General features: G+C 46.4%; 14 protein-coding genes and 7 pseudogenes. 9 read left to right on the forward strand and 12 right to left on the reverse strand.

From position 1 onward, the window contains the following. Positions 1-209 precede the first annotated feature (209 nt). The 3 genes from C4F37_RS10100 to C4F37_RS10110 form a co-directional block, all read right to left on the reverse strand. Positions 210-1,709 (reverse strand): basic amino acid/polyamine antiporter, encoded by a 1,500-nt coding sequence (locus tag C4F37_RS10100; RefSeq protein WP_001331567.1) that lies wholly within the window; start codon positions 1,707-1,709, stop codon positions 210-212. Between the two features lie 74 nt (positions 1,710-1,783). Next, positions 1,784-4,153, reverse strand: a complete 2,370-nt coding sequence (locus C4F37_RS10105; RefSeq protein WP_000671169.1) for an Orn/Lys/Arg decarboxylase N-terminal domain-containing protein — start codon at positions 4,151-4,153, stop codon at positions 1,784-1,786. A gap of 104 nt (positions 4,154-4,257) precedes the next feature. Further along, positions 4,258-5,727 (reverse strand): basic amino acid/polyamine antiporter, encoded by a 1,470-nt coding sequence (locus C4F37_RS10110; RefSeq protein WP_001331566.1) that lies wholly within the window; start codon positions 5,725-5,727, stop codon positions 4,258-4,260. A gap of 252 nt (positions 5,728-5,979) precedes the next feature. Here C4F37_RS10110 and C4F37_RS10115 point away from each other — a divergent pair. The 6 genes and pseudogenes from C4F37_RS10115 to C4F37_RS10145 all read left to right on the forward strand — a co-directional run bounded on the left by C4F37_RS10115 (position 5,980) and on the right by C4F37_RS10145 (position 11,105). Next, positions 5,980-6,673: pseudogene (locus C4F37_RS10115) on the forward strand (IS1 family transposase). A gap of 617 nt (positions 6,674-7,290) precedes the next feature. Then, a pseudogene (locus tag C4F37_RS10125) lies at positions 7,291-7,635 on the forward strand (alcohol dehydrogenase catalytic domain-containing protein); the annotation flags it as partial. Positions 7,636-7,707: 72 nt separating this feature from the next. Further along, positions 7,708-8,853: pseudogene (locus C4F37_RS10130) on the forward strand (IS3 family transposase). Between the two features lie 20 nt (positions 8,854-8,873). Then, positions 8,874-9,059: pseudogene (locus C4F37_RS10135) on the forward strand (transposase domain-containing protein); the annotation flags it as partial. 134 nt (positions 9,060-9,193) lie between these two features. After that, positions 9,194-10,522 (forward strand): nucleotide-binding domain-containing protein, encoded by a 1,329-nt coding sequence (locus tag C4F37_RS10140; RefSeq protein ID WP_000019624.1) that lies wholly within the window; start codon positions 9,194-9,196, stop codon positions 10,520-10,522. A gap of 7 nt (positions 10,523-10,529) precedes the next feature. Continuing rightward, positions 10,530-11,105, forward strand: a complete 576-nt coding sequence (locus tag C4F37_RS10145) for an SLATT domain-containing protein (protein WP_001774140.1) — start codon at positions 10,530-10,532, stop codon at positions 11,103-11,105. Between the two features lie 552 nt (positions 11,106-11,657). Here the strand turns inward: C4F37_RS10145 and qatD are convergent. The 7 genes and pseudogenes from qatD to C4F37_RS10190 form a co-directional block, all read right to left on the reverse strand. Then, the gene (gene qatD, locus C4F37_RS10155; protein ID WP_000020778.1) at positions 11,658-12,383 is read right to left on the reverse strand and encodes a Qat anti-phage system TatD family nuclease QatD; all 726 of its coding nucleotides are present in this window, start codon (positions 12,381-12,383) and stop codon (positions 11,658-11,660) included. Beyond that, the gene (gene qatC / locus C4F37_RS10160; RefSeq protein WP_000508958.1) at positions 12,380-13,699 is read right to left on the reverse strand and encodes a Qat anti-phage system QueC-like protein QatC; all 1,320 of its coding nucleotides are present in this window, start codon (positions 13,697-13,699) and stop codon (positions 12,380-12,382) included. The genes qatD and qatC overlap by 4 nt, the downstream gene beginning before the upstream one ends. Further along, a complete protein-coding gene (locus C4F37_RS10165; protein WP_000537317.1) occupies positions 13,681-14,433 on the reverse strand; it encodes a hypothetical protein in 753 nt (250 codons plus the stop codon). The genes qatC and C4F37_RS10165 overlap by 19 nt, the downstream gene beginning before the upstream one ends. After that, positions 14,433-16,217, reverse strand: coding sequence for a KAP family P-loop NTPase fold protein (locus C4F37_RS10170; RefSeq protein ID WP_000269403.1), 1,785 nt, complete (start codon positions 16,215-16,217; stop codon positions 14,433-14,435). Before C4F37_RS10170 ends, C4F37_RS10165 begins: the two co-directional genes overlap by 1 nt. A 131-nt stretch (positions 16,218-16,348) precedes the next feature. Next, entirely contained in the window at positions 16,349-17,587 is a 1,239-nt protein-coding gene (locus C4F37_RS10180; protein WP_175282970.1) for a hypothetical protein, read from the reverse strand. Positions 17,588-17,825: 238 nt separating this feature from the next. After that, positions 17,826-18,302, reverse strand: a pseudogene (locus C4F37_RS10185) (VasL domain-containing protein); the annotation flags it as partial. Beyond that, positions 18,299-18,646, reverse strand: a pseudogene (locus C4F37_RS10190) (POTRA domain-containing protein); the annotation flags it as partial. The pseudogenes C4F37_RS10185 and C4F37_RS10190, both read right to left, overlap by 4 nt. Positions 18,647-19,325: 679 nt before the next feature. On the opposite strand from C4F37_RS10190, the gene C4F37_RS10195 reads away from it, so the two are divergent. Further along, entirely contained in the window at positions 19,326-19,517 is a 192-nt protein-coding gene (locus tag C4F37_RS10195; RefSeq protein WP_001287878.1) for a DUF4222 domain-containing protein, read from the forward strand. Between the two features lie 52 nt (positions 19,518-19,569). Here C4F37_RS10195 and C4F37_RS10200 read toward each other — a convergent pair whose 3' ends face one another. Continuing rightward, positions 19,570-19,803, reverse strand: a complete 234-nt coding sequence (locus tag C4F37_RS10200; RefSeq protein ID WP_000124176.1) for a hypothetical protein — start codon at positions 19,801-19,803, stop codon at positions 19,570-19,572. Positions 19,804-19,898: 95 nt separating this feature from the next. Further along, positions 19,899-20,398, reverse strand: a pseudogene (locus C4F37_RS10205) (DNA-binding protein); the annotation flags it as partial. Between the two features lie 350 nt (positions 20,399-20,748). On the opposite strand from C4F37_RS10205, the gene grpA reads away from it, so the two are divergent. Both grpA and grpB read left to right on the forward strand, forming a co-directional pair. Next, positions 20,749-21,867, forward strand: coding sequence for a propanediol utilization system alcohol dehydrogenase GrpA (gene grpA, locus C4F37_RS10210; protein WP_000135343.1), 1,119 nt, complete (start codon positions 20,749-20,751; stop codon positions 21,865-21,867). Between the two features lie 139 nt (positions 21,868-22,006). Beyond that, entirely contained in the window at positions 22,007-22,693 is a 687-nt protein-coding gene (gene grpB, locus C4F37_RS10215; RefSeq protein WP_001109982.1) for a propanediol utilization system phosphotransacylase GrpB, read from the forward strand.

Genomic DNA, 22,693 nt, shown 5'->3' on the forward strand with positions numbered 1-22,693 from the left:
ACCGGAAGAATCAGAGGCTGTGGTTTCAGACTGTCTGCCAGTACATTCCTCTCTCCGTTAAAAACCATAACGGGTTCATTATCTTCGTCTGTCAGCAGATTGGGTGATGCTGCCAACTTACTGATTTGCAGCATACTAATTTCAGTAAGATTGCCGCCCTTCTTGTTTAAAAGGCGGCATTACTAGCCCAGTAAAGATTTAACTCGGACTTATACCTTTAAATATCCACCAATAAACAGGGCAACGACGATAATATCGCACAGCAACAGCATAATCAGATAAATCAGCTCTTTTTTGGTAAATATCGGCTGACCATCATTTTTTTCTTTTCTTGACCAGATAAAGACCGGCAGACCACAGGTCAACAGGATAGGAATTAATGCAACATACTCAATCTGGCTGGCGTAAAGAATAAACAGACAGAATAGCGAGCCTAAAACACCGCTGGACAAAGCCAGCCTGCGGCCTTTTTTTGCATACTGATCATATTTTCCGTTTCTGCAAATACTGGTCAGATACAGCGTGGTGGTAATATAGGCCGGAACAACCATCAGCGCACTGATATTATACATGGTGGTCCAAGCATTATTTGAAAAATAAACAAGTAACATGGCCGCCTGCATCACAAAGCTACTAACCCACAGTGACACATTGGCCGCCTGTTTACTGTTCGTTCGGGCAAACGCGCGCGGGAAAGCGCCTTTCTGTCCTGCTACCATCGGTATTTCAGCGCATAGCATGGTCCAGGCAAGCCAGCCGGCCAGAACAGAAATAATCAGCCCCGCGCTCATCAGCCAGTCGCCCCACTGACCGACAACGTGGGCGAGCACGCCTGCGGTAGAGGGGTTACTGACCTGCGCTAGTTCTGCCTGAGGCATTACACCGAACGGCAGAATGGACATTAACATATAAATAATTAGCGCCAGCAGAAAGCCGATCAGTGTGGCTTTCCCTACGTCCTGTTTATTTTTGGCACGTCCGGATAGAACAACCGCTCCCTCGACGCCAATAAAGGCCCAGAGCGTTACGGTCATCGGTGCCAGAATCTGAGACAGCAGCGATACTGGTGCGGCGTCATTTCCGTTGCCACTGAGGATCGCGGGTGATTCTCCCCAAAAGTTTTTAAACAGGTCCGAATAATCGATCAGCACACCCAGCAGTAATACGAATAGGATCAGAGGGACGAGCTTGGCGATGGTTCCCAAGGTGTTAACAAATCCGGCCACTTTCGTCCCGGACAGAACAAGAAAATTATAGCCCCAGATCAGCACTGAGCCGCAGATAATGGAGTTCAGATTATTACCATCCGTAAAAACCCCCGGCATAAACTGATTAAAAGCATCCATTAAAATTACCGCAAAGGCAACGTTGCCAAATGCGGTCATCAGCCAGTAGCCCCAGGCGACGTTAAAGCCAATAAAGGAACCAAAACCTTCCTGGGCATACATATACACTCCAGCCTGAAGGTCCGGGCGCAGATCTGATAGTACGCGAAAGGAGTTTGCGATAAAATAAATACCGATCCCGGCAATAATCCATGCAATGATTACTGGCCCTAGTGCAGAAGAGGCCGCCGTGTTTTGCGGCAGACTGAAAACGCCGCCTCCCAGCATGGAGCTAACGACAATAGCGATGAGGGATATAAGCCCCAGCTTATGTCCTCCGGCGCTATTGTCACTATTTTTTACATCTGAAGATTGCTCTGCCATAACGTTTCCCTCAGCTATTCTATAATATTGCCGTCGGATTGCAGGCGATCCGACGGTATTGTTCTTTCCCCCGCCTACTGGCGGCCCTTTTTAATACCAGAGACCTGGCGTTTAAAGGTTATGTGGCCGGGTAGCGACTGCCCATCGCGTTCTTCTTCCACAATCGCTCTGACCCAGAAGTCCCCGTCTTCATCGACGTTAACGCCCTGGATCTCATGTTCAAAACCTGGGAATTGCTTATCGAATTCCTGCAGGGCGCGCAGATAGCCAATAATGCCCTTGTTACCTTGCGGCATCCGTTCGCCCGGCATCAGTACAGGAATGCCTGGGGGATATGGGACGAGCATGCTGGCGGCAATTCTGCCGCTAAAATCATCCAGCCGGATATGCTCGGTTTTGTAGCGTACGACTTTCTGATAGGCTTCTGCCGGGGTCATAACTGGTTCCGGATCGGTGTTTACCGCGTCGTTGATATGCGACATCAGCTCCAGCTCATCCATTTTTTCATGCATTATCTGACATAGCTCCTTGAGGGTTAGCGTGTCGTAGTGTGGAGAATGCGCTTTCAGCGACGGGATAGCATCTGTGGCCAGATCGTCATTGTCGTAATGCTTTTTAAAGGCCAGCAGGCTTTCAATCAGAGTTCCCCATTTGCCTTTGGTGATGCCGACGGAGAACAGGATCAGCACGGTGTAGTCACCAGTACGGGCAATTTCAATGCGACGGTCATCGAGAAAACGGGTCAGCAAATATCCCGGAATACCGTTTTTCTGGTATTCTCCCTTCGGGCCGATCCCTGGACAAGTCAGGGTCACTTTTACTGGATCGAGCATACTGTTGGTTTCGACCAGATCATCATCGGCAAAACCGTGCCAGCGCTCACCGGAGCGCAGCGACCAGCAGTCGGCGCTGTGGCTCAGCAGCGATACGGGTGCCTCTTCAAAACTGTATCGCTGCCCAGAATCGCTGTCCTGCACTTCGGTTGGCTGAAGCACATCGAAGAACCAGGCGTCACCACCTTCCTGCTCCTGGAGCTGGCGCTTGACGCTGACCACGGCTTTACGGAAGGCAATCGCTTCTTCAATTGACTCCTGCACAAGCGAATAACCGGATTCACCCTCCATCATGCTTACTGCCACATCAATTGATGCAATGATCGGGTAGTAGGGTGAGGTCGTGCCGTGCATCATAAAGGCATCGTTAAAGTCATCGAAATTAAGCGGCGCGCGATCGCTTTTCTTCACATGAATCATTGAGGCCATGGAGAGTGAGGGCAGCATTTTATGGGTGGACTGTACGGCGAATAGGGTTGGACGATTTGGCGTTTCCTCCGCGTCCATTGCATAGCGACTCTGGTATAGCGGATGGAAACGCGCATAGGCATACCATGCTTCATCAAAATGGATGCGCGGTGCGCTTTCACCCAGGTGTCTGACTACATCGTTCACGTTATAACAGAAGCCATCATAGGTGCAGTTGGTTACCACGGCGTAGGACGGGGACTGGCTGACCGCACCAGATGCCAGTCGGCTGTTTGCCACCAGCGCATCAATACTGGCCTTCTTCAGGCGCCCGGTCGGGATAGGCCCAATCAGCCCCCACGCGTTGCGGGTAGGTTTCAGGTAAACCGGCCTTGCCTGAGACAAGGTCAGGCCATGATTAAGTGACTTGTGGCAATTTCGGTCAATAATGGCAATTTCATCTGCGCCAACCGCAGCCTGGGCCACAATACGGTTCGACCCCGATGAGCCGGAAACACCGTAGAAGGTCCAATCAGAGCCAAACAGTCGGGCCGCAATTTCTTCCGATTTTTTAGGCGGTCCGGCGTGGATCAGATAATCCCCCATCTCCGCGGTAGCCACGCCAATATCAGCGCGCATCATGTTTTCGCCAAAGAAGTTAATGAACTCAATGCCAACAGGATGTTTCAGATAGGCCATTCCCCCCATATGCCCCGGGCAGTCCCAGTAATAGTCACCGTCCTCGGTAAAGTCCTTAAGGGTTTTAAAGTAGGGAGGAAGAAGCTTATCCGCATAGCGGTGGACTAAGGAGTACAGTCGATTGGCAGTGAAGGCTGCGGATTCAGAGAACAGATAAACATATTCGCTGACCTCTTTTAAGACGTCGAGTGGGATACGATCGGTAATATTCTGTTCTGAGAAAATTATCAGCGGCGTCGTGGCATTTCTTTTGCGGAATATGCTGATAAAGTGCTGTAGCTCTTCTGCAAAGGTCGGATTGTCTGGCTCCCAGTAAAAACCAATCCCGCTGTATTGGGGGCTTTTTTCGATGATTTTTAATCCATCAGAGATCTGGTGCGTGATATGAATTTTAAAACCGCGTTCCGCGAGTTCGGTTTGAAGCTCTTCCAGTACCTGCTGCGAAGGGTTGTCGCCATCAAGATATTGTGAGGAAATAAATAAAAGATTGTGGTTAAATTTCATTAGGTGTCTCCACTGTTACTGTTCAGATAGTATTTAACTGTGAGGATGTCATGCCCAAGAAACAGACATTATCGTCACCTTAACTTGCTGTGAATTAATCTGGACTAAAAATGTATCGTTTTATAATGCAGTAGAATAAAAACAATGATGTCGAGGACCAGCAGTAAAATAAAAAATGCCAGTTCGCGTAGCGTAAATATTTTATCTGCGCGATCGTCTTTTTTTCTTGCCCAGATAAACAGGGGCACGCCCAGCGTAAGCAGCACCGGAACCATCGCCAGATATTTGATTTCACTGGCGTAGAACATAAACAGGCAGAATACAAAGCCGATAATACTGCTGACCAGCGCGGCGCTGCGGCTGTGATTCGTGGTATAGCTGGCATACTCGCCGCTAATACATAGTTTAAACAGGTATGCCGTGGTCATTAAATACGCAGGTAAAACGGTCAGGGTAGAGATAGCCAGCATTGCAAGCCAGGCATCGTTAGAAAAGTAGACCAGAAGTACGACGATTTGCATAAACGCACTGCTTATATAAAGCGAAACCGAGGCCGAACCCTTCACATTTTTTTTGCTGAACGGTTTCGGGAATGTGCCGTTCTGCGCGGCCACCATAGGCAGTTCGGCGCAGATGATGGTCCACGCCAGCCAGCTGGTAAGCACCGAAATCAGCACCCCCAAGATAATCATAATCTTCCCCCATTCACCGACAACAATCTTCAGAATACCGGCGGTGGATGGGGTTGGAATTGCGCTGAGCTCATGTTGAGTCAGCACGCCAAACGGCAGGATGGAGACCAGCAGACAGATAATCAGTGATACAACGAAGCCAATGAATGTGGCTTTACCCACGTCGCGTTTATTTTTGGCCCGACCGGAAAGAGCGACAGCCCCCTCAACGCCGATGAAGCTCCAGAGTGCCACGCTAAGCGGTGAAGTTACCTGTGAGAAAATAGAGCCTAGGTCCTGACTGGCCTTACTCGCGCTGTGCCCCCAGACGTTATCTGCGAACGTGGTGTACTTCATAAACAGCATGAGAATAATAATAAAGGCCACCAGCGGGATCAGTTTGGCCAGCGTGCCGACGATGTTAATCGACCCGGCAATGCGGGTACCGGAGAGGACTAAAAAGTTGAATCCCCATATCAGCAAAGAGGCACCGATAACGGAAGGAATATTATTCCCTCCCTTGAAATCACCTGGTAAGAAATAATTCAGCGTATCCATCACCATAATGGCAAAGGCGACGTTGCTGAATATAGTCATCAGCCAGTAGCCCCAGGCGACGTTAAATGCCGTAAATCGGCCGAACCCTTCCCGGGCATACATATAAACTCCTGACTGGAGATCAGGTCTAATGTTTGACAGCACGATAAAAGTTCTGGAGATGAAAAACATGCCGATACCACAGACTATCCATGCTATCGCCACCGGGCCCACGGCAGAATTCTCCGCCATATTCTGGGGGAGTCCGTCAACGCCGCTGCCGATCATCGAGCTCACGACAATGGATGTTAGCGCAAGCAAGCCCAACTTTTGTTTATTATTTTTTTCAGTCGAATCGATATGCATAAGCTGGCTCTTATTTTTTTTAAATCATAGAATCTCTTTGTAAGGCTTCATGTTGTGGACACTAATTTCTCTGACGATATAAATTAATTATAAATAAGGTCGTCACGATAAAATTCATTATATTCCTAATTTATTCTATGTATATAAGAATTAACCCTTGCTATATGTAATCAAAGTCCTACGAATGTAGGAAAGGGTGATGCCTCTAATTGCTTGAATCTGATGTATAATACGGGCTTTTGAGGTTATCTCATGGCCAGCGTTAATATTCATTGTCCCCGTTGTCAGTCAGCTCAGGTTTACCGCCATGGTCAGAACCCTAAAGGCCGTGACAGATTTCGCTGCCGTGACTGCCACCGTGTGTTTCAGCTCACTTATACTTATCAAGCACGTAAGCCGGGTATGAAAGAGATGATCACTGAAATGGCCTTTAATGGTGCCGGGGTTCGCGATACCGCCAGGACACTGAAAATTGGTATTAACACCATCATCCGGACTTTAAAAAACTCGCACCAACGCAAATAACTTCTTCGCCTGTTGCCCATGCTGATGTGGCGCTTATCTGCGAGCTTGATGAGCAATGGAGCTACGTTGGCAGTAAAGCCCGGCTACACTGGCTCTGGTACGCGTACAACACCAAAACAGGCGGTGTACTGGCCTACACTTTTGGTCCCCGAACCGATCAAACGTGCCGGGAGCTACTGGCACTGCTTACACCCTTCAACATCGGCATACTCACCAGCGATGACTGGGACAGCTATGGCCGGGTGGTGCCGAAGAATAAGCATCTGACCGGCAAAATATTCACCCAACGCATTGAGCGTAATAATCTGACGCTACGCACCCACATTAAGCGGTTGGCTCGTAAACAATCTGCTTCTCACGCTCAGTTGAGATCCACGAAAAAGTGATCGGAGCATTTATCGAAAAACACATATTCTACTAATTGGATGCACTACCGAGATTTGAATCAAAGCGTTGGTATGCAAGGGATGTGTCGAACTCTCTAGTGGGAAAACTGCGGAAGAATTGCGGGGAAGTGGCGGGGAAAAACTTCACTGTTGATGCTGAACAGTCTTTCTGGTTGGCTCTTGTTCGCACTATGTACAGTGTTAGTTTGATTAAACTCGGTGAGTGTGACAAAGACGGTAATTTTTGCAGTTTTAGGTGAAGTCTAATGGGTTAAGTGATTTCGGCTATGCTCCCGACAGATTAACACGCTACATCGGTAACTATGTCAGCGCTTGGCTAACGAAGCTGAAGGTCCGCTGTGAGCGATGAGCAGACCAACTAATCTCAGCCTACTTGTTTTATTTCATCAGTACGCCCTGAAGCATCGACTGCGTATCTTGTAGGACCGCTAACATTGATGCCTATATAATTGAAGACCGAATCTGGTTTGATATAAATCAAAAAAGATAGATTTAACCTGATGAAAAGAAAAGCAATTCGTGTTTTCTGACAAACACTGGGATATCAGCGTTGATTATTAGACGATCGGTCAATATTGTTTATTGACTACTTTATAGCTCAATGACATCAAACCAGAAAGACGAGAAAAAAATGTTTAAATCCTTATTAATCAGTAAGATGTATGGTCGCCACAGTGCCCAAATTGCTGAAATCGCTGAAAGCGAGCTGCCACAGGGGGATGTGGAGGTCAATGTCGACTGTTCATCTATCAACTACAAAGACGCACTGGCTATTACGGGCCGCGGGCCTATCGTCCGGCACTTTCCAATGGTGCCAGGCATTGATTTTGCCGGTACAGTGTCCGCCAGCTCACATCCTGAATATCAGACCGGGGATAAGGTCCTGCTGACCGGCTGGGGTGTAGGAGAAAAACATTGGGGTGGGCTTTCCGAAAAAGCGCGGGTAAAGGGAGACTGGCTGACGCCGCTCCCGGCTTGAAGTGGCACACTGAATTTGGCCACCTGAACAGAGGTGATATGCTCACCTCAGAACAACACAGGTGCTCCAATGAAAAAAAGAAATTTTAGCGCAGAGTTTAAACGCGAATCCGCTCAACTGGTTGTTGACCAGAAATACACGGTGGCAGATGCCGCCAAAGCTATGGATGTTGGCCTTTCCACAATGACAAGATGGGTCAAACAACTGCGTGATGAGCGTCAGGGCAAAACACCAAAAGCCTCTCCGATAACACCAGAACAAATCGAAATACGTAAGCTGAGGAAAAAGCTACAACGCATTGAAATGGAGAATGAAATATTAAAAAAGGCGGCGTACTTCGCAAAGCTGTCCGACTGAGGTACGCCTTTATCCGTGACAACACCTGTTGCTGGCCTGTTCGCCTGCTCTGCCGGGTGCTGGATGTTCATCCCAGTGGTTTTTACGCCTGGCTTCAGCAGCCGCATTCACAACGCCATCAGGCAGACCTGAGACTGACAGGACAGATTAAACAGTTCTGGCTGGAATCGGGATGCGTCTATGGTTAATCTGGATCTGCGTGACAGCGGGCAACAGTGCGGAGTAAACAGAGTCTGGAGACTGATGAAACGTGTCGGAATAAAGGCTCAGGTCGGATACCGAAGCCCGCGGGCACGTAAAGGCGAGGCCAGTATCATGTCACCCAACAGGCTCCAGCGACAGTTCAATCCGGATGCTCCTGATGAGCGTTGGGTAACGGACATAACCTACATCAGGACCCACGAAGGCTGGCTGTATCTTGCCGTTGTTGTTGATCTGTTCTCACGCAAAATTATCGGCTGGTCCATGCAATCCCGGATGACAAAGGACATTGTCCTGAACGCACTGCTGATGGCTGTATGGCGGCGTAATCCCGAAAAACAGGTGCTGGTTCATTCGGATCAGGGCAGTCAGTACACAAGCCATGAGTGGCAGTCGTTCCTGAAATCACACGGCCTGGAGGGTAGCATGAGCCGTCGCGGTAACTGCCATGATAATGCGGTTGCAGAAAGTTTTTTCCAGTTGTTGAAACGTGAACGGATAAAGAAAAAGATCTACGGAACGCGGGAAGAAGCCCGCAGTGATATTTTTGATTACATCGAAATGTTTTATAACAGTAAGCGTCGGCATGGTTCTAGCGAACAGATGTCACCGACAGAATATGAAAACCAGTATTATCAACGGCTCGGAAGTGTCTAGATTATCCGTGGCGATTCATTATGTTCTTCGGCAGCGATCACGGCGGCGAGCGAGGAGCACTGTTGTACGGGCTGATCGGCACCTGCCGACTGAACGATATCGATCCGGAAGCGTATCTGCGCCATATCCTGAGCGTACTGCCGGAATGGCCTTCCAACCGAGTTGACGAACTCCTGCCATGGAACGTAGTACTCACCAATAAATAAGCGTCAATACGGCACTCCGTTAACGCTTACGTTTAAGTCATAAAGCCATGCAGAACGCTCACCTCCCAAGATCTTGGTTTTTATAAGGTGTAATGATAATGTAAGCTAATGTTTCACATGCCAAAGGAAACACCATGAGCCACAGGGAATTGTTCAGCGAATTTCTTGAAAATTTGAATCTTGACCTCAAACAGGCAAAAAAGATCAGCTATCACTATCGAAAAATAACCAAGTCATTAAATCTTGCGTTCAGAGGAACGAGTTCCCGGGTAGCAAACCGCTTGAAAGTGGGGTCAGTAGGCAGACATACCGCAATAAAAGGCATATCCGATCTGGATATGCTTTATATTATGCCCCCCAATCAGTATGAATATTATAACCGTAAGGATAATGGTCAGTCTGCATTGCTTACAGATGTCAGAAACATTCTGGCGGAAGAATATCCTGACCAGACTGTGAAAAAGGACAGACTGGTTGTTCAGATCATCTTTAAAAACTTTTATGTCGAGGTTCAACCTGTATTCAGACAGGATGATGACAGCTTTAAATTCCCTGAAAGCTATAATGGAGGAGCATGGCGCATTACAAAACCTCTTCACGAAAAGGCGGCCATGACCGCATTTTCGCGAGATAAATCCAATAATCTGCGCAAGCTGTGTAAAATGATCAGAGCCTGGAAGAACCTGCATGGCGTCAATATGGGTGGCTTACTGATAGACACACTAGCGTATCGCTTTCTTTCATCAACATCAGATTATGACAATACCGGAAATGGCAGCCTGGGAGCCCTCGCCAGAGACTTTTTTGAATATCTGTCAAATGAGGAGAGAAAGGAAAGGTATCTCGCGTTAGGCAGTAATCAGCATGTACGTGTTAAATCTCCCTGGTTTGGCCGGGCAGCGAAACACGCGTATGAATTATGTTGTGATGCCTTAGACGCTGAGGGGGCTGCCAGTGAAAATGACCGCTGGCGCAAAGTGTTCGGACGAGCCTTCCCCAGACGTAAAGTGGGTATTATGGAAGCCCGTCTTGGTCTGGAATCGCATGCGGCAGATGCTGTTCCCTGGACCGATACCGAAGAGTTTATAGAGGATAAATATCCGGTGGATATCAGGTACTCACTCAACCTTGACTGTACCGTAACCCAGGATGGTTTCCCTCCCAGAAGCCTGAGGGAGATGCTTATCAGAAGATTCCGCCTCTCCGCTCGAAAATCTCTCCTTTTCCGGGCAGACTTGACAGAAATGGAGGCAGAGGAACCCTACACCGTTATGTGGAAGGTACTGAACGTGGGTGACGAAGCACGCAGAAGAAATATGATCCGGGGACAAATCGTTTCGGACGGCGGCTACTGTACGAAGAAAGAAACTACCGACTTCCGCGGAGATCACATGGTAGAATGCTATGTGATAAAAAATGAGGTTGTGGTTGCCCGGGCCCAGATTGAAGTTCCCATAAGCTGAGGTTTTTATGACGCAATCAGAGATGCTGAAATTAATCGCCCGACATGGTTATAACGTTGGATTTGGCGCTAAGAAAAACTTTGCCACCTATGATCTGATTTGTAAGGCATCCGGTTGGATTAGCTTTATTTCTCTTGCTGTCGGTGTGTTCGCCCTTTTTATTCCTGAGCTGGCCACAAACGTCATTTCCGCGATATTAATTATATTTGGTGTTGCTACAATGTACATTCAGTTTTATGACTCGGAAAAGCAGAGTTATGAAAGTGCGGGGATTGAGCAGACCAAAATTTTTAATGAACTTGAAGTCATCTACCGCAACGTAAAAAGCGATGCAAACTTTGACTATCAGCGTACACAACAATCCATCGACGCTATCATGTCCCGGTTTTACGGCACGGTCATCAGCAAACAGATCTTCGGAAGTAACTGGTACGCACATTATAAATTTTACTGTGAATTTGAAAAAACATGGGTTGAAGAAGAGCTGAACCTGACACTGAAGGACAAAATCCCGCTTTCGCTCTGCTTTCTCGCCAGTCTGGCGATCATTTTTACTATAGCTGTCATCTGGAAAACGCCCTGATGCTGCAGCCAATGAAAAATTCAGCAAGCTGACTGTCAAATATGCGATGTATAGCCGGTATCACCATCCAGTGTACGTTCTATAAGGGGGGGCGCTTGGAAAACGGGTAGAGTCAAGATGTGGCGCGGTAATTTTACAGGTCAGGCATATCTGTTGCCGCCTCTTTCGATTGGCGGTGCCTTACTGTCCTGACCATAAATCCTGTTTCCACACCCCGCTCATCGAAGCGGACATGCGCTTCTAACACATCCGGCTCTCGGACAGAATCATGCCTTCGCCCACGGAAACCTCTGCGGGAGCTTCGGTGCATATTTTCATGGAAGGGGATCACCCAATAACTTCCATCGAGATCGGGTCATAACGGCCAATCCGTGATCGAATAGAGCGGAATACGCACTCTGACGAACTGCTTACATTTAAACTAATTACAAACTATATAAATCCGCCTTACTCATTCACAGGGTAGATATATTCTTACTTTTAATTTTATGTGTAATTAACTGATGACGAAAAATGAATTGAACTGTAAATGCATATCTAAGTTTTTCATTCTTATGATGTACATAATACCTTAAAATTATCAACTAGCTGAGCATTAACCTCCATCTGACTAATCCCCCATAATGCGGCTAACTGTTTCTCTGCAATCCCACTATCCCATGGCATTAGTGGGTCATTACGAAACTTAGCAAATGGCCCATCTGTTTCTGTAAGAATGCGTGATTTGGGTATTTTCAAAACTAAGGCCTTACCCTTTATTGTATCGAGCATAGCAGGCCCCACTGAGAACCAGCATCCTAAATCAATTGCCCTTTCAAGCTGCTTAGGTGTTCCAGTGAACCAATGCAATATTGCCACCCCATCGATATTTTCAATCTCATCAAGCACCGCTGATGCACTTCCCCGACTATGGATAGTCATAATCTTGCCACCAGCCCGATTTACACTGTTGAGAATGTGTCGGAACACTTTCAATTGAATATCCCAATGTTCTTTAAATCCCTGTCCACCATCAAGCCCTATTTCCCCTACATACTTAGTTTCCGAAAGCAATGAATCAAACAGGTCTAACTCATGCGATCTTTGATGCGCGATTTGAGGATGTAGCCCAAGAGCAGTTCGGATTCGTTGACTTTCTTTAGCCAATAAAGAAGTACCATGCCATGCTTTAGGTGTTGTTGTCACCGACAGAATATAAGTCCCTCGACGCTTACTTTCTTCAGCCACGAGGTCTGGCCGAGGATATAAGTCTAGATGACAGTGCATATCGATGCTCATACTATGTTCTCACTCAGTAAATAGCTTTCAACCTCATCTAGGCCATCCTTAAATACTTGCTTGAAATTATCAAATTCTGCCGTAGGCAAAGGGCCACTTTTGGCAATCCATGTACCTATTTTCAAAGTCGATTTCTGCGTGATCGCAATCCTAAGGGCGATCAGGTCGTCCCTGCGATCTATTTCATTCATTACTTTAGCTAAGGACTGGAAAATATATTCAACATCTCTACTAATTCCCCCTGCATGAAGTGATGCTCGTCGAATGATACACGGTATACATACCCCACATTGCTGCCCCATTCGTTTCCAATGACTGCAGGATACTGTACTTTCCACAATTTTAGATAAGAGCTGCTTATTTGAACATTCGGAGATCATTTTTCCTTTTGTCTTAAACTGATATGGATTGATTATTTGACAAGAAATACCGAGCGCATCAAAGATCTTTTGTATGCTCGTAATAAAATGTGGATGTGTTGTTCGTGTGCTCAGCGAACCTATCCGCCGTGGAGTAAGTGGTGCATTTAATGAGATAAATCCATTTTCAGGTACGAACAAATCAATCTTTTCTTGTTGAGATATCTCTTGTACGGCACAAGCACCTACGGCCGCAAAGGCAAGAAAATTGAGGCTACGAGTTCGCATCGTAATATCAGTCACGCCTTGATAAATGTGTGGGTCAGCATTAATCTCAAAGCGCGAAAATTGGCCACTTAATTTTTCAGCGATCTGATCTTGACGAGACTTGTCCCCCTTATAAGCATGACTAACCAAAAGTGGAGCGCGCCCTGCAGCCAGAAGATCTATTGCACCAATAGCTGAATCCAGACCTCCTGAAAATAAGCTGACACAGTCAAGCCCTTTTAGCTTAATCAGACGATGCCTTGAATGCTGGCTATAAGGCTCTGGCGGTGCATAACCATCGTCACAAAATTCGAAATCCCAGATGTCTCCACTAAGAAAATGCAAAGCACTCTCAAGTTCTTTCTTTAGACTAATCCATCTGGATGGTTCATGAAGGGGGAGTCGTAACGACAATTGGCGGGTCCAACCATCCTCGGAACTTTCACGCTGAACGAAAGTATCTGCTGCAGTTACTGCTAATGCAACACTCAGAAAATCCATGACCTTAGCTGGAAGCTGTACTCCCAAACGTCTGATCCGATCAATCGCAGGATTCCCGATAACAGATATATCTCCGCGCCTCTGACCACTTAATCCATATAGCTGAACAGGTAACACTTTCTCACTTGCTGGCGGCAAATGGTGATGTTTATGATGGAAAACTAATTGTGTCACTGGTATGCCTCCCATTCTTGCCAGGCCTCAATAATGGCCTGACGTTCAATTTTTACCATTTGGTTTCGTGTGAACGATCTTATGTTACCGGCAAGTTTTGGTGCCATATGTTTATCAACAACAACTTTAATCAATTCCCGGAGTTCAATTTCTGCATGAATTGCCTTTGAAGGTGTATCTGCTTTGTTCCATGCCCTATTAGAATCCATTACCATCTGAAGGAAAATACTTTCCGCTAGATAACCAATCATTGTGTCAACAATCACACCATCAGTTATTTTTTGAGGATCGAAAATTTCTACGCCATCAAGAGCCTCCACTAAAGCATGGTTCATGGCCGCACAGATCTTTTCTGAGTCACCATCCTGTGATGTTAAAGCTTGAGCAATAGTTGATATTGCTATTTCGCATGGAAGGCCTGCCAAACTGCCCAAATCGATGCTTGGTTCTCCGGGAGCCGAAGGCATTCCCACTAAAGCCCCAAATAATTCGGCCCCAGCTTGCGTGACACTCCCTAATCGCCGAGCAGCGTTACTGCTCCCTCCGGAGGCTTTTCGCGCGTAGTGCCCTATGGCTTTTCTGAAATCTGCTCGATTTCCATTTGATACCGCATTTCCCAACGATTCTCGAAATGGCGCAAACCTCCTTTCTTGCGGCGAGGGTAACGGTTGCTGTGGCTGATCATCAGCCCATGGTGGAACCAGCGGAGAGCCACCTCCTGGACCTTTACTTGATTGTGATGTTCCCATTAAGCGTCCTTATTCCATTGTTCATCTTTTAATGCTGCAGTCATCCACGCTGGTCGTTTCATCCCCAACTGTAATTCCTGTAGATAACGAATTAATATGCTGGCTGCATCTGTTGAGTAGCGGGCCAACAGACATGCACCGGAAAAGCCTCTGGGCTTACGATCCCAATCTGATACCTGCCGTAACTGGTTAATTAAACCTTCCATTACAGGTATTTGCTCCTCACGAGGAAGTGCTTTCAAAAGGTTTTCTGCTGTAGGAGAACTAGTGTTTTTCAATTCAATTAGTGCATTTAGTACTTCCCGTCCAGATGGCGATAAACCAACCACATATGCACCTATTGGCATAGTTTCTCGGGACAGATATATGGCGGCCCTTAAGTCAATCCCACCAAGACGAGGTTCAAGTTGGGCCCATTGACTGATGAAAGATTTAGTCGTTGGACTATCAGTCCATGTCTTTGGTGCATCAGTAGGTATTTGACCGCCATTATCGTCAAGCTGTTTAAGTATCTGGGGAACACCTTGTTCAATATCCACGAGATGATATAAATCAGCGGTGCCATCCACTCCAACACAGCGTTCAAAAATTACTAGCTTAGTAATAATTGCTTCATCCAAAGGCATTGCTCGTCGCTTCGCAATTTGAGATCGCATTTTCACAACATTCAACAAGCGTTTAACGATCCTGGGATTACCATGAATAATTGGAGAGTTGGCTAAAATGGGAGCAATACGGTCAGCACGCGCAAACGCCAGCGCGAGGTTGCTATCATCCGCTTCACCAGTCATTTTTAAGGCCTCCTGACGTGAGATTGGTTCATCTTTCCAGGATTGCTGTAACGCCTTCTCTAAGCCCTCACGGAGCATAGTTATTTTTTCGCCTTCTAAGCCATGTTCAATGGCATAAAGCATGAACAGATACGAACGGATCTCACGGACCCCAGCCTTAGGCACCCGAATAGGAACCTGGATTAGCTTATCCAGATAATCTATTTGATGGCGCTGTGATGCCCCTTTGAAGTAATCAGCCACAGAAGAGCGAATCATGTCCTCATCTGCTGCAATAATAAAGGCTGTATTAGTCAAGAAAAGGAATAGCCTGATAGCTTCAAGTGTATGGATAGCATTGGCAGGGAGACAGCGGTCTAGGTTATCTATTACCACAATGAGTGGCTTTCCAAGTTCTTCTAGAATTTCCCCATATTCCTTACGAAAGGCATCAATCTGCTGAGGGGGGCTTTTTTTTGTTTGTGGTTTAATCAAACCACAAGCAGTTTCTTTACCTTCTTTAGCTATATTGCCTAAAGCCTCATACTCTTCCTGGCTCTGGATGCCATCGGTGATATTTCTTAATGCACCAATCCCCCTAGAAAGCAAACCGCCAGTAGGTAATCCTGCCATTAAAGCTGTACCCTCAGCTAGTAATCCCATAGCTCTAAAACCATCAACTCGACTAAGGAGTCTCTTAGTTTTTGATATAAGGGCTGAATTACCTTCAGCAGCTTTTGTCAATTCTGTAGCGATGACTTCAAGAAGTGCGGCACGGGTGTCGTCGTACCCCTGATAGAGCCAAGAGTCAAAATTGATAACAATCCAATCTTTGTCGTCTTGCTCAAGTTTTTGCTCTATCAGTTTTAACAGAGAGGATTTACCTGCCCCCCAGTTTCCAAAAATTCCGATAGATACTGGTAACATATCTTTCGTGGTAAGTACATCCACGGCTAACTGAGATACTTCACCAAAATTTAGGTAGTCTTCTGATGACTCTTTGTCTGACCACATTTTTATATCCTTTACATCACCAATTTTTACGTCATTGAGTAAACTACAAGTTTGATAAAACCAACTCTGTTCAGGTGGGCAAATTCAGTGTACCACTTCACCAATAATCCAATATGATGACTGCTATAGATCTATTTTTTAAAGAATGAAATAAGCTTTCTTATCCCAGTCCATATTTTCCTATCAGAATCCGAAGGGTTAAATTCGCTCTTGTCAAAATCAGCAACCTCAGCAACCTCAGCAACCTCAGCAACCTCAGCAACCTCAGCAACCTCAGCAACCTCAGCAACCTCAGCAACCTCAGCAACCTCAGCAACCTCAGCAACCTCAGCAACCTCAGCAACCTCAGCAACCTCAGCAACCTCAGCAACCTCAGCAACCTCAGCAAGGTTTATTCTATTTTGATGATCTGTCAAATGTTCTTTGTTAATTTCATCTCTAATTAGCTGTTCTTTTTCTATGCTGTAGTTTTTGTCATTATAAGTCACATCAAAATCATCTAAGAAAACGATATAAATCAATTTAAAACAACTAGTCTTAAATAAAAAACTATCGCACTCATCAGGAAAACCAAAAAAGAAAACATTAAGATATTTGGTTGCTTTGCGCTTGTCTTTTAGTCCATTATAATACTTATTTGCTTCTGCTCTTTGTTTTTCATACTCACTACAGAAAAAACTCTTTTTACTTTCATCCCATTCTGAAGCATCAATTTCAAGTTTATATGCTTGTTTGGTACCTTTCTTTCTGGCTAAAAAAGTAAGGTAATATCTATTCGAATTTATCTCCAGCCGTATATTAGATTGAATTTTACCAAAATAAATTGCTGGCTTATTATATCTAATTCCTTCTTTATAGATGATTAGTTGAAAAGTATCTTTATAAGTTCTAACTCCATAAGGGGGAATTGATAATGGTTCATAGAGATTATCTCCATTAATGTAGTAGTCTACTACCGGTTTGATGCTTGAAGATGACACAGGGTGTACTTTACCTCCCAAATCTTTTTCATCATTTCGCGTCTGTTTGATAATTCTTCTGCCAGAAGAGTCGTAATTTCTTTCAGACACATCAAGTTTCAGAAGAGATATAGCTAATGCCGGTGGTGAATTATGCTTTTTATTATTCTTTGAGTTACACTTATTTTTACTCTTAGGATCATGAATCTTACATCCCGGCCTATGAGTCTCTTTATATCGAAAGTATGATTGATTTAAATTTATTTCTTTGAAGCTACATGGAGTAGCGGGTATCCTACATTTGTCATACGGGCATTCAAAAGTGGTTGTTCGTATATAAAGATCATCCATTTCCCGAAGATCATGACCATGAACAATTTCACCACTAACAGAATCTCTTGCTATTGTCACACAATCTCCTTTGATAAAAATTAATAGATTCTAATTTCATACCAAGGCTAATTTAAATAAAGGCTATTTAAGAGAAAAACAAGTCAGCCTGACAGACATATCCCCTCCCATGGCAATATGCCGCTATTTCGCGTTTTTTTTCACGCCATAATGCGTTTCAAGGTAGCGAATATCTTCGATTGCCCATGGTGTGCGCATTCTTTTGGGTTTATTTTCCATTACCATGTTTTATCAGCCATCATGGCTGCCTCTCCGGTTTGCCAGCGTGTTCCACCTGATAACGATTAATCAGCTGATTCAGTGCCATTTCAGCCTGTTTTTGCTGCTGTTCACTGCCATTCTGGTTACGGGCTTCATCATAGCGACGTAACTGCTCTTCCGCCGGGATATGCCGGTTAAAAGCCTGCATGATGCCAAACACCTCCGTTCTCAGTTCACTGACCGTCATGTATTTTCCCCGCTGTTCATCCAGACGGTTCAGGCGTTCAGCCAGCTGCTGTAAGCGGGTCATGCCTTCATTCCAGCCCGTCATCGCCTCTTCCGGGAGCGCACGACTCCTTACGCTCTTCTGCCAGTTATCCACCATTTCCTGAACATGGGGATTGTCGGGGAAAAGTACCATCAGTTGCTGCAGCAACTGCGCACTGCGCTGCAGGTTATATGCCGGGGGTAATTCTGTCAGTCGCGTTATCTGCTGACCGGAAAGGGTTAACCATGATCGACCAGACGGTTCTGCAATGTACTCATCAGCAGATTAATTCCTTTCGCCCCCAGACAGTGCCCGACCGCCCCGTTGGCGATTTTTTGTAAAGGCAGCCAGTGTGGTAACGCATCAGCCCCCTCCAGTTCCGTCTGTTTAATCTGAAAACAGGGCGTTTCAACAGGAAAATTAATCTTACGTGCAAAAGAGCCAGGTGCAGAAAGGCGAACATCAGGGGCTGAAGGCATCAGTTGTTGCTCAAGGGCTTCCTGACGCTGCTGCTGAATGATAAATGCTTCATCTCCGCTACGCCGGACATCCGCTGCCTGAAGAGATAAAGGCGATAATAAAGCAGACATCAGTGTCAGTGACAGCAAGGACGGACAGCGCCGGAATACGCTTTGTTCCTCAGCCCTCACGTTCCTGCAACATAATTTTCCAGTCAAACGAAAAACCTTTTATTCATGCCATACCAACAATTACCAGCCTCCTGACGATACCTCCCACCATTTTTTGCAATGGCACGCTACCGCCTTTCCGGTATTTACCCACATCAACCGGTACCAGAATGCTGAGTAATAAATCTGCCAATTTTTAGCTGACTTAATTTTGATCATTATAGAATAATGATCTGAACTACAGCAATATGGCAGATTTATCGATCAAAATAATACAAATGAACAGTTCTTTATTCTGACTAATATCGCAAAAACAGCACATTACAAAATTTATAACCATAATTAATGGAAAAGTGCAGAAAATTATTCCACTGAATGCTTTTAATACAGTTGGTTAGCTTAAAAAATAGCAATTTTTGATTTCAGTCATTGAAAATTGCAATGCGTGACGATTCAACAGCATTTAAGTGAGTTTCAGGATATGGGAAGGACATGAAAAGAGGAGCGCAATAAAATACACAGGAAGAAGGGGAAAATGTTTCGTAAAAACAGAAAATTAACAGCGCACATCAGGAAACGCAGTCTCCTGATTCAGTGCTACCACATGAAAATTTAGTTAACTGTTACCGTACTAAAATTTATGTCAGAAGATGTTCCATTACCGAAAGTCAATCAGCGATACAAAGACGATCATGGAGCACTGGCCACCGTAACCAGCGTCGAAGAAACCCGAGTGGTTTTTATGCGGGAGGGTTATCCGCATCCCTGTATGCGACCGATGTACAACTTTCTGGGAAAATTCAAACCCGACCCCCGGGAAGAAACAGAATAAAACGAAATCCCTGCCGGCAATCACACTGCCTGATGGCAGCATAATCCACTTATTAATTCTCATCCCCGGAGACAAGCCCTGAAAACCACTCCGGGTGTTCATTGTATGCCGTGTTCAGCGCATCCCAGGAAACGTTGATATAAAAGCTGTCCTGCAATTTGCGGGTAACCACCTCTACCACCCGGTTCCGGTTATACGCCAGTCCGGCATAACCTCTCTCTGCCAGCCACTCATTCAGTTCATGTTCCAGAGACAGATTGATAATATCGTAATCGGACCTTGCCATTCCCGTTTCCTTAGCACATGTTTTCAGGCACGGGGATAAAGTATAAAGAATGTCGTACTGCTGCTGCCAGAGCAATATTCCCCCTGATGGTTGTATCAGAGATGGTATGCCGGTATTTTGCGGGTTGTTCCCGTCAGGTTATCGTGCACCTCCACGGTCGTTGTCACCACCGGCATTCCGCTCTGTCTTAGTCTCAGGACATCAGCCGCAATACGCTGACTGCCAGACCAGAACAGGCCGTCCAGTGCGGTCACCAGTAACCCCGCCTCCAGCGCATACTTCAGCCGTTCACGGGGCGCTTTCACTTCCCGGGCAACCTGCTGATATGGCAATGATGTGTTTTCATTCCCAACCACGCGACGAATACGGTGAGACAGATGATACCGGTATGTATCCGGCACACTGGAAAGACTGGCCTTCAGGCTGTACACGCAGCCAAAGCGTTTATCGTTGAACACCACATTTTTCTGGCTGATGTCCCATTCTTCACGCAGCACAGCAATCAGTTGTGGTGTCCAGGTAAGCAGAAAGGCAATTCAAAACAGGTGACGTAATCCACATTCAGCAGGGCAATACGCGGCCATTTTTCTGATCCATTTACAATCGGATGTGGGCGAACATTATTATCATTATCTGAAAATCTCCCCCTATGGCATGTTTGCCATGGCGGAGAGTCATTGAAGCCTTTATGAGGGGTGAATACATTCCTGAAGCAGTGCAGTGGCAAAAAAACACCCCGCTTTTATTCATTCTCTGACAATAAATATTGAGTTTGACTGTATCAGATTTTAGGTATTTCCTAGAAAAGGACTTTTTTGCTCAAGGCAAAACAATACCGCAAAATAATCCTTCACCTGCACAAACATCCTCAGTCCATTAAAAAAATCGCCATGTTAGGTTAACGACATCAAATTTGGTCGTTTACCATGATTAAGGTAGTTACACATGGCCCGCTATTATTTTTCGTGCCCCAAAATTTATTTTGGTGAAGAGGCAATAACCTCTCTATGCCAATTTAATAATAAACGAGTCGGTATTGTCACCGATGATTTTATGATGTCATCAGGTAAAACTCGTTATTTAATAAGCCATATGCCTGAGGCATCGGTATGCATTTTCGGTGAGGTTACTCCGGATCCAGATATTGATATTCTGACTTCCGGCGCGGCGCGTTTTAAAGCCTTTAAGCCCGACGTTATTATCGCCCTCGGCGGCGGCTCGTCGCTGGACGCTGCGAAAGGAATTAAAGTCACATTGGAAGAGTATTTTGGAGATCATCAAATCGATCTCATTGCTATTCCCACAACCAGCGGATCCGGCTCTGAAGTGACGTCCTACGCGATCATCTCTGATCCGCAAAATGGCCGCAAATATCCGTTGATCTCCGGGCAACTGGTGCCGGAAATCGCCATTCTCGATCCTAACCTAGTGTTAACCGCGCCGCGTCATGTCGCGGTAGATACCGGCATGGACGTGCTGACCCATGCCATTGAAGCCTTTGTCTCTACTGGCTCAAATGACTTTAGCGATGCGCTGGCGGAAAAAGCCATCGCGTTGACCTGGCGCTATCTGCCGCAGGTGTTTAACGACGAAAAAGACATTGCGGCGCGCACCCACATGCACAATGCCTCCTGTATGGCAGGCATGGCATTTAACTCCGCCGGGCTGGGGTTGGTACACGGCATGGCACACGCCATCGGCGGGATGCTGCATATTCCTCATGGCAAAATTAACGCCATGCTGCTGCCGATTGTCATCGACTTCAACAGCAAACGGGCCAGCACTGAAACCCGCGATCGCTATCACCGTTGCGCGCAAATCATAGGCATTGACCATGCGGTACCGGAGCAGGCCATCGCGCTGATGACTCAGGAGATCCGCCAGATCAATCGCCATTTCTGCATCCCCGTCACTCTCAGCGAACTGGGCATCGACCGTGCAAAAATCATCGAGTTGCGCAGCGCACTGGTGAATTCGACGCTGGCCGACGGTTGTACCGCGTCGAACCCGCGGCAGGTGACGACGCATGATGTCGAAGGGTTGATCGACCTGATTACCGGCTAGCTGGATAACTTTGTTCAGCCTCCGTGAAGCAGTCAAAAAAGTCCTGCTGATAAACAAAAACCGGGCGTCGTTACTCCCTATCCTGATCGTTAGACGCCCATTACCCATAAGATAACCCAATAATCAGGTCGTACCCATTATGAATTACACCGAACAACAAGCCGAGTGGATTACCCAACAAATTTTGCAGGAACTTGCCACCAGTAAAAAAACGGCAGCGCCTGCTGCCGCGCCTGTCGCGCTGAATATTCCGGTGGGCGTGTCCAACCGCCATGTTCATCTGTGCCGTGAAGATATGGACATTCTGTTTGGCTACGGCTCTACGCTAACCCGTTCTAAAGCGTTGAAACAGCCCGGTCAGTATGCCGCCGAAGAGATGGTGACGCTGCGCGGGCCAAAAGGCGAGCTCAACAAAGTGCGCGTGTTAGGGCCACTGCGTAATGCCACGCAGGTGGAAATCTCTGTGGCCGACGGCTTTGCGCTGGGCACTAAAGCTCCGGTGCGCATGTCGGGGGATCTGCTGGATTCGCCGGGCATTGAAATCATCGGTCCGAAAGGGCGGGTGGTGAAACACAACGGCATGATTGTCGCCTGGCGCCATATCCATATCTCGCCCGAAGAAGCCGAACTGCACGGCCTGCATGACGGAATGGAAATCGATGTGCAAACAAACGGTCCGCGCGGTGGTGTGCTCAGCCATGTAGTGGTACGCGTCACGGCGGATGCAGTGCTGGAACTGCATATTGATATGGAAGAAGCTAACGGCGTCGGTCTGCGTAATGGCGATACCGTTCGCGGCATAAAACAGGCTGCGCGCCATGGCTAA

Source organism: Escherichia sp. R1 (genome assembly GCF_003000935.1).
In the GTDB taxonomy this organism is placed as follows: Bacteria; Pseudomonadota; Gammaproteobacteria; order Enterobacterales; family Enterobacteriaceae; genus Escherichia; species Escherichia coli.

Coding starts and splice junctions, on each gene's coding strand:
- C4F37_RS10100 (WP_001331567.1), bottom strand. CDS start 1,709: ATGGCAGAGCAATCTTCAGATGTAAAAAATAGTGACAATAGCGCCGGA.
- C4F37_RS10105 (WP_000671169.1), bottom strand. CDS start 4,153: ATGAAATTTAACCACAATCTTTTATTTATTTCCTCACAATATCTTGAT.
- C4F37_RS10110 (WP_001331566.1), bottom strand. CDS start 5,727: ATGCATATCGATTCGACTGAAAAAAATAATAAACAAAAGTTGGGCTTG.
- C4F37_RS10140 (WP_000019624.1), top strand. CDS start 9,194: ATGAGCCACAGGGAATTGTTCAGCGAATTTCTTGAAAATTTGAATCTT.
- C4F37_RS10145 (WP_001774140.1), top strand. CDS start 10,530: ATGACGCAATCAGAGATGCTGAAATTAATCGCCCGACATGGTTATAAC.
- qatD (WP_000020778.1), bottom strand. CDS start 12,383: ATGAGCATCGATATGCACTGTCATCTAGACTTATATCCTCGGCCAGAC.
- qatC (WP_000508958.1), bottom strand. CDS start 13,699: ATGGGAGGCATACCAGTGACACAATTAGTTTTCCATCATAAACATCAC.
- C4F37_RS10165 (WP_000537317.1), bottom strand. CDS start 14,433: ATGGGAACATCACAATCAAGTAAAGGTCCAGGAGGTGGCTCTCCGCTG.
- C4F37_RS10170 (WP_000269403.1), bottom strand. CDS start 16,217: ATGTGGTCAGACAAAGAGTCATCAGAAGACTACCTAAATTTTGGTGAA.
- C4F37_RS10195 (WP_001287878.1), top strand. CDS start 19,326: ATGTCAGAAGATGTTCCATTACCGAAAGTCAATCAGCGATACAAAGAC.
- C4F37_RS10200 (WP_000124176.1), bottom strand. CDS start 19,803: ATGGCAAGGTCCGATTACGATATTATCAATCTGTCTCTGGAACATGAA.
- grpA (WP_000135343.1), top strand. CDS start 20,749: ATGGCCCGCTATTATTTTTCGTGCCCCAAAATTTATTTTGGTGAAGAG.
- grpB (WP_001109982.1), top strand. CDS start 22,007: ATGAATTACACCGAACAACAAGCCGAGTGGATTACCCAACAAATTTTG.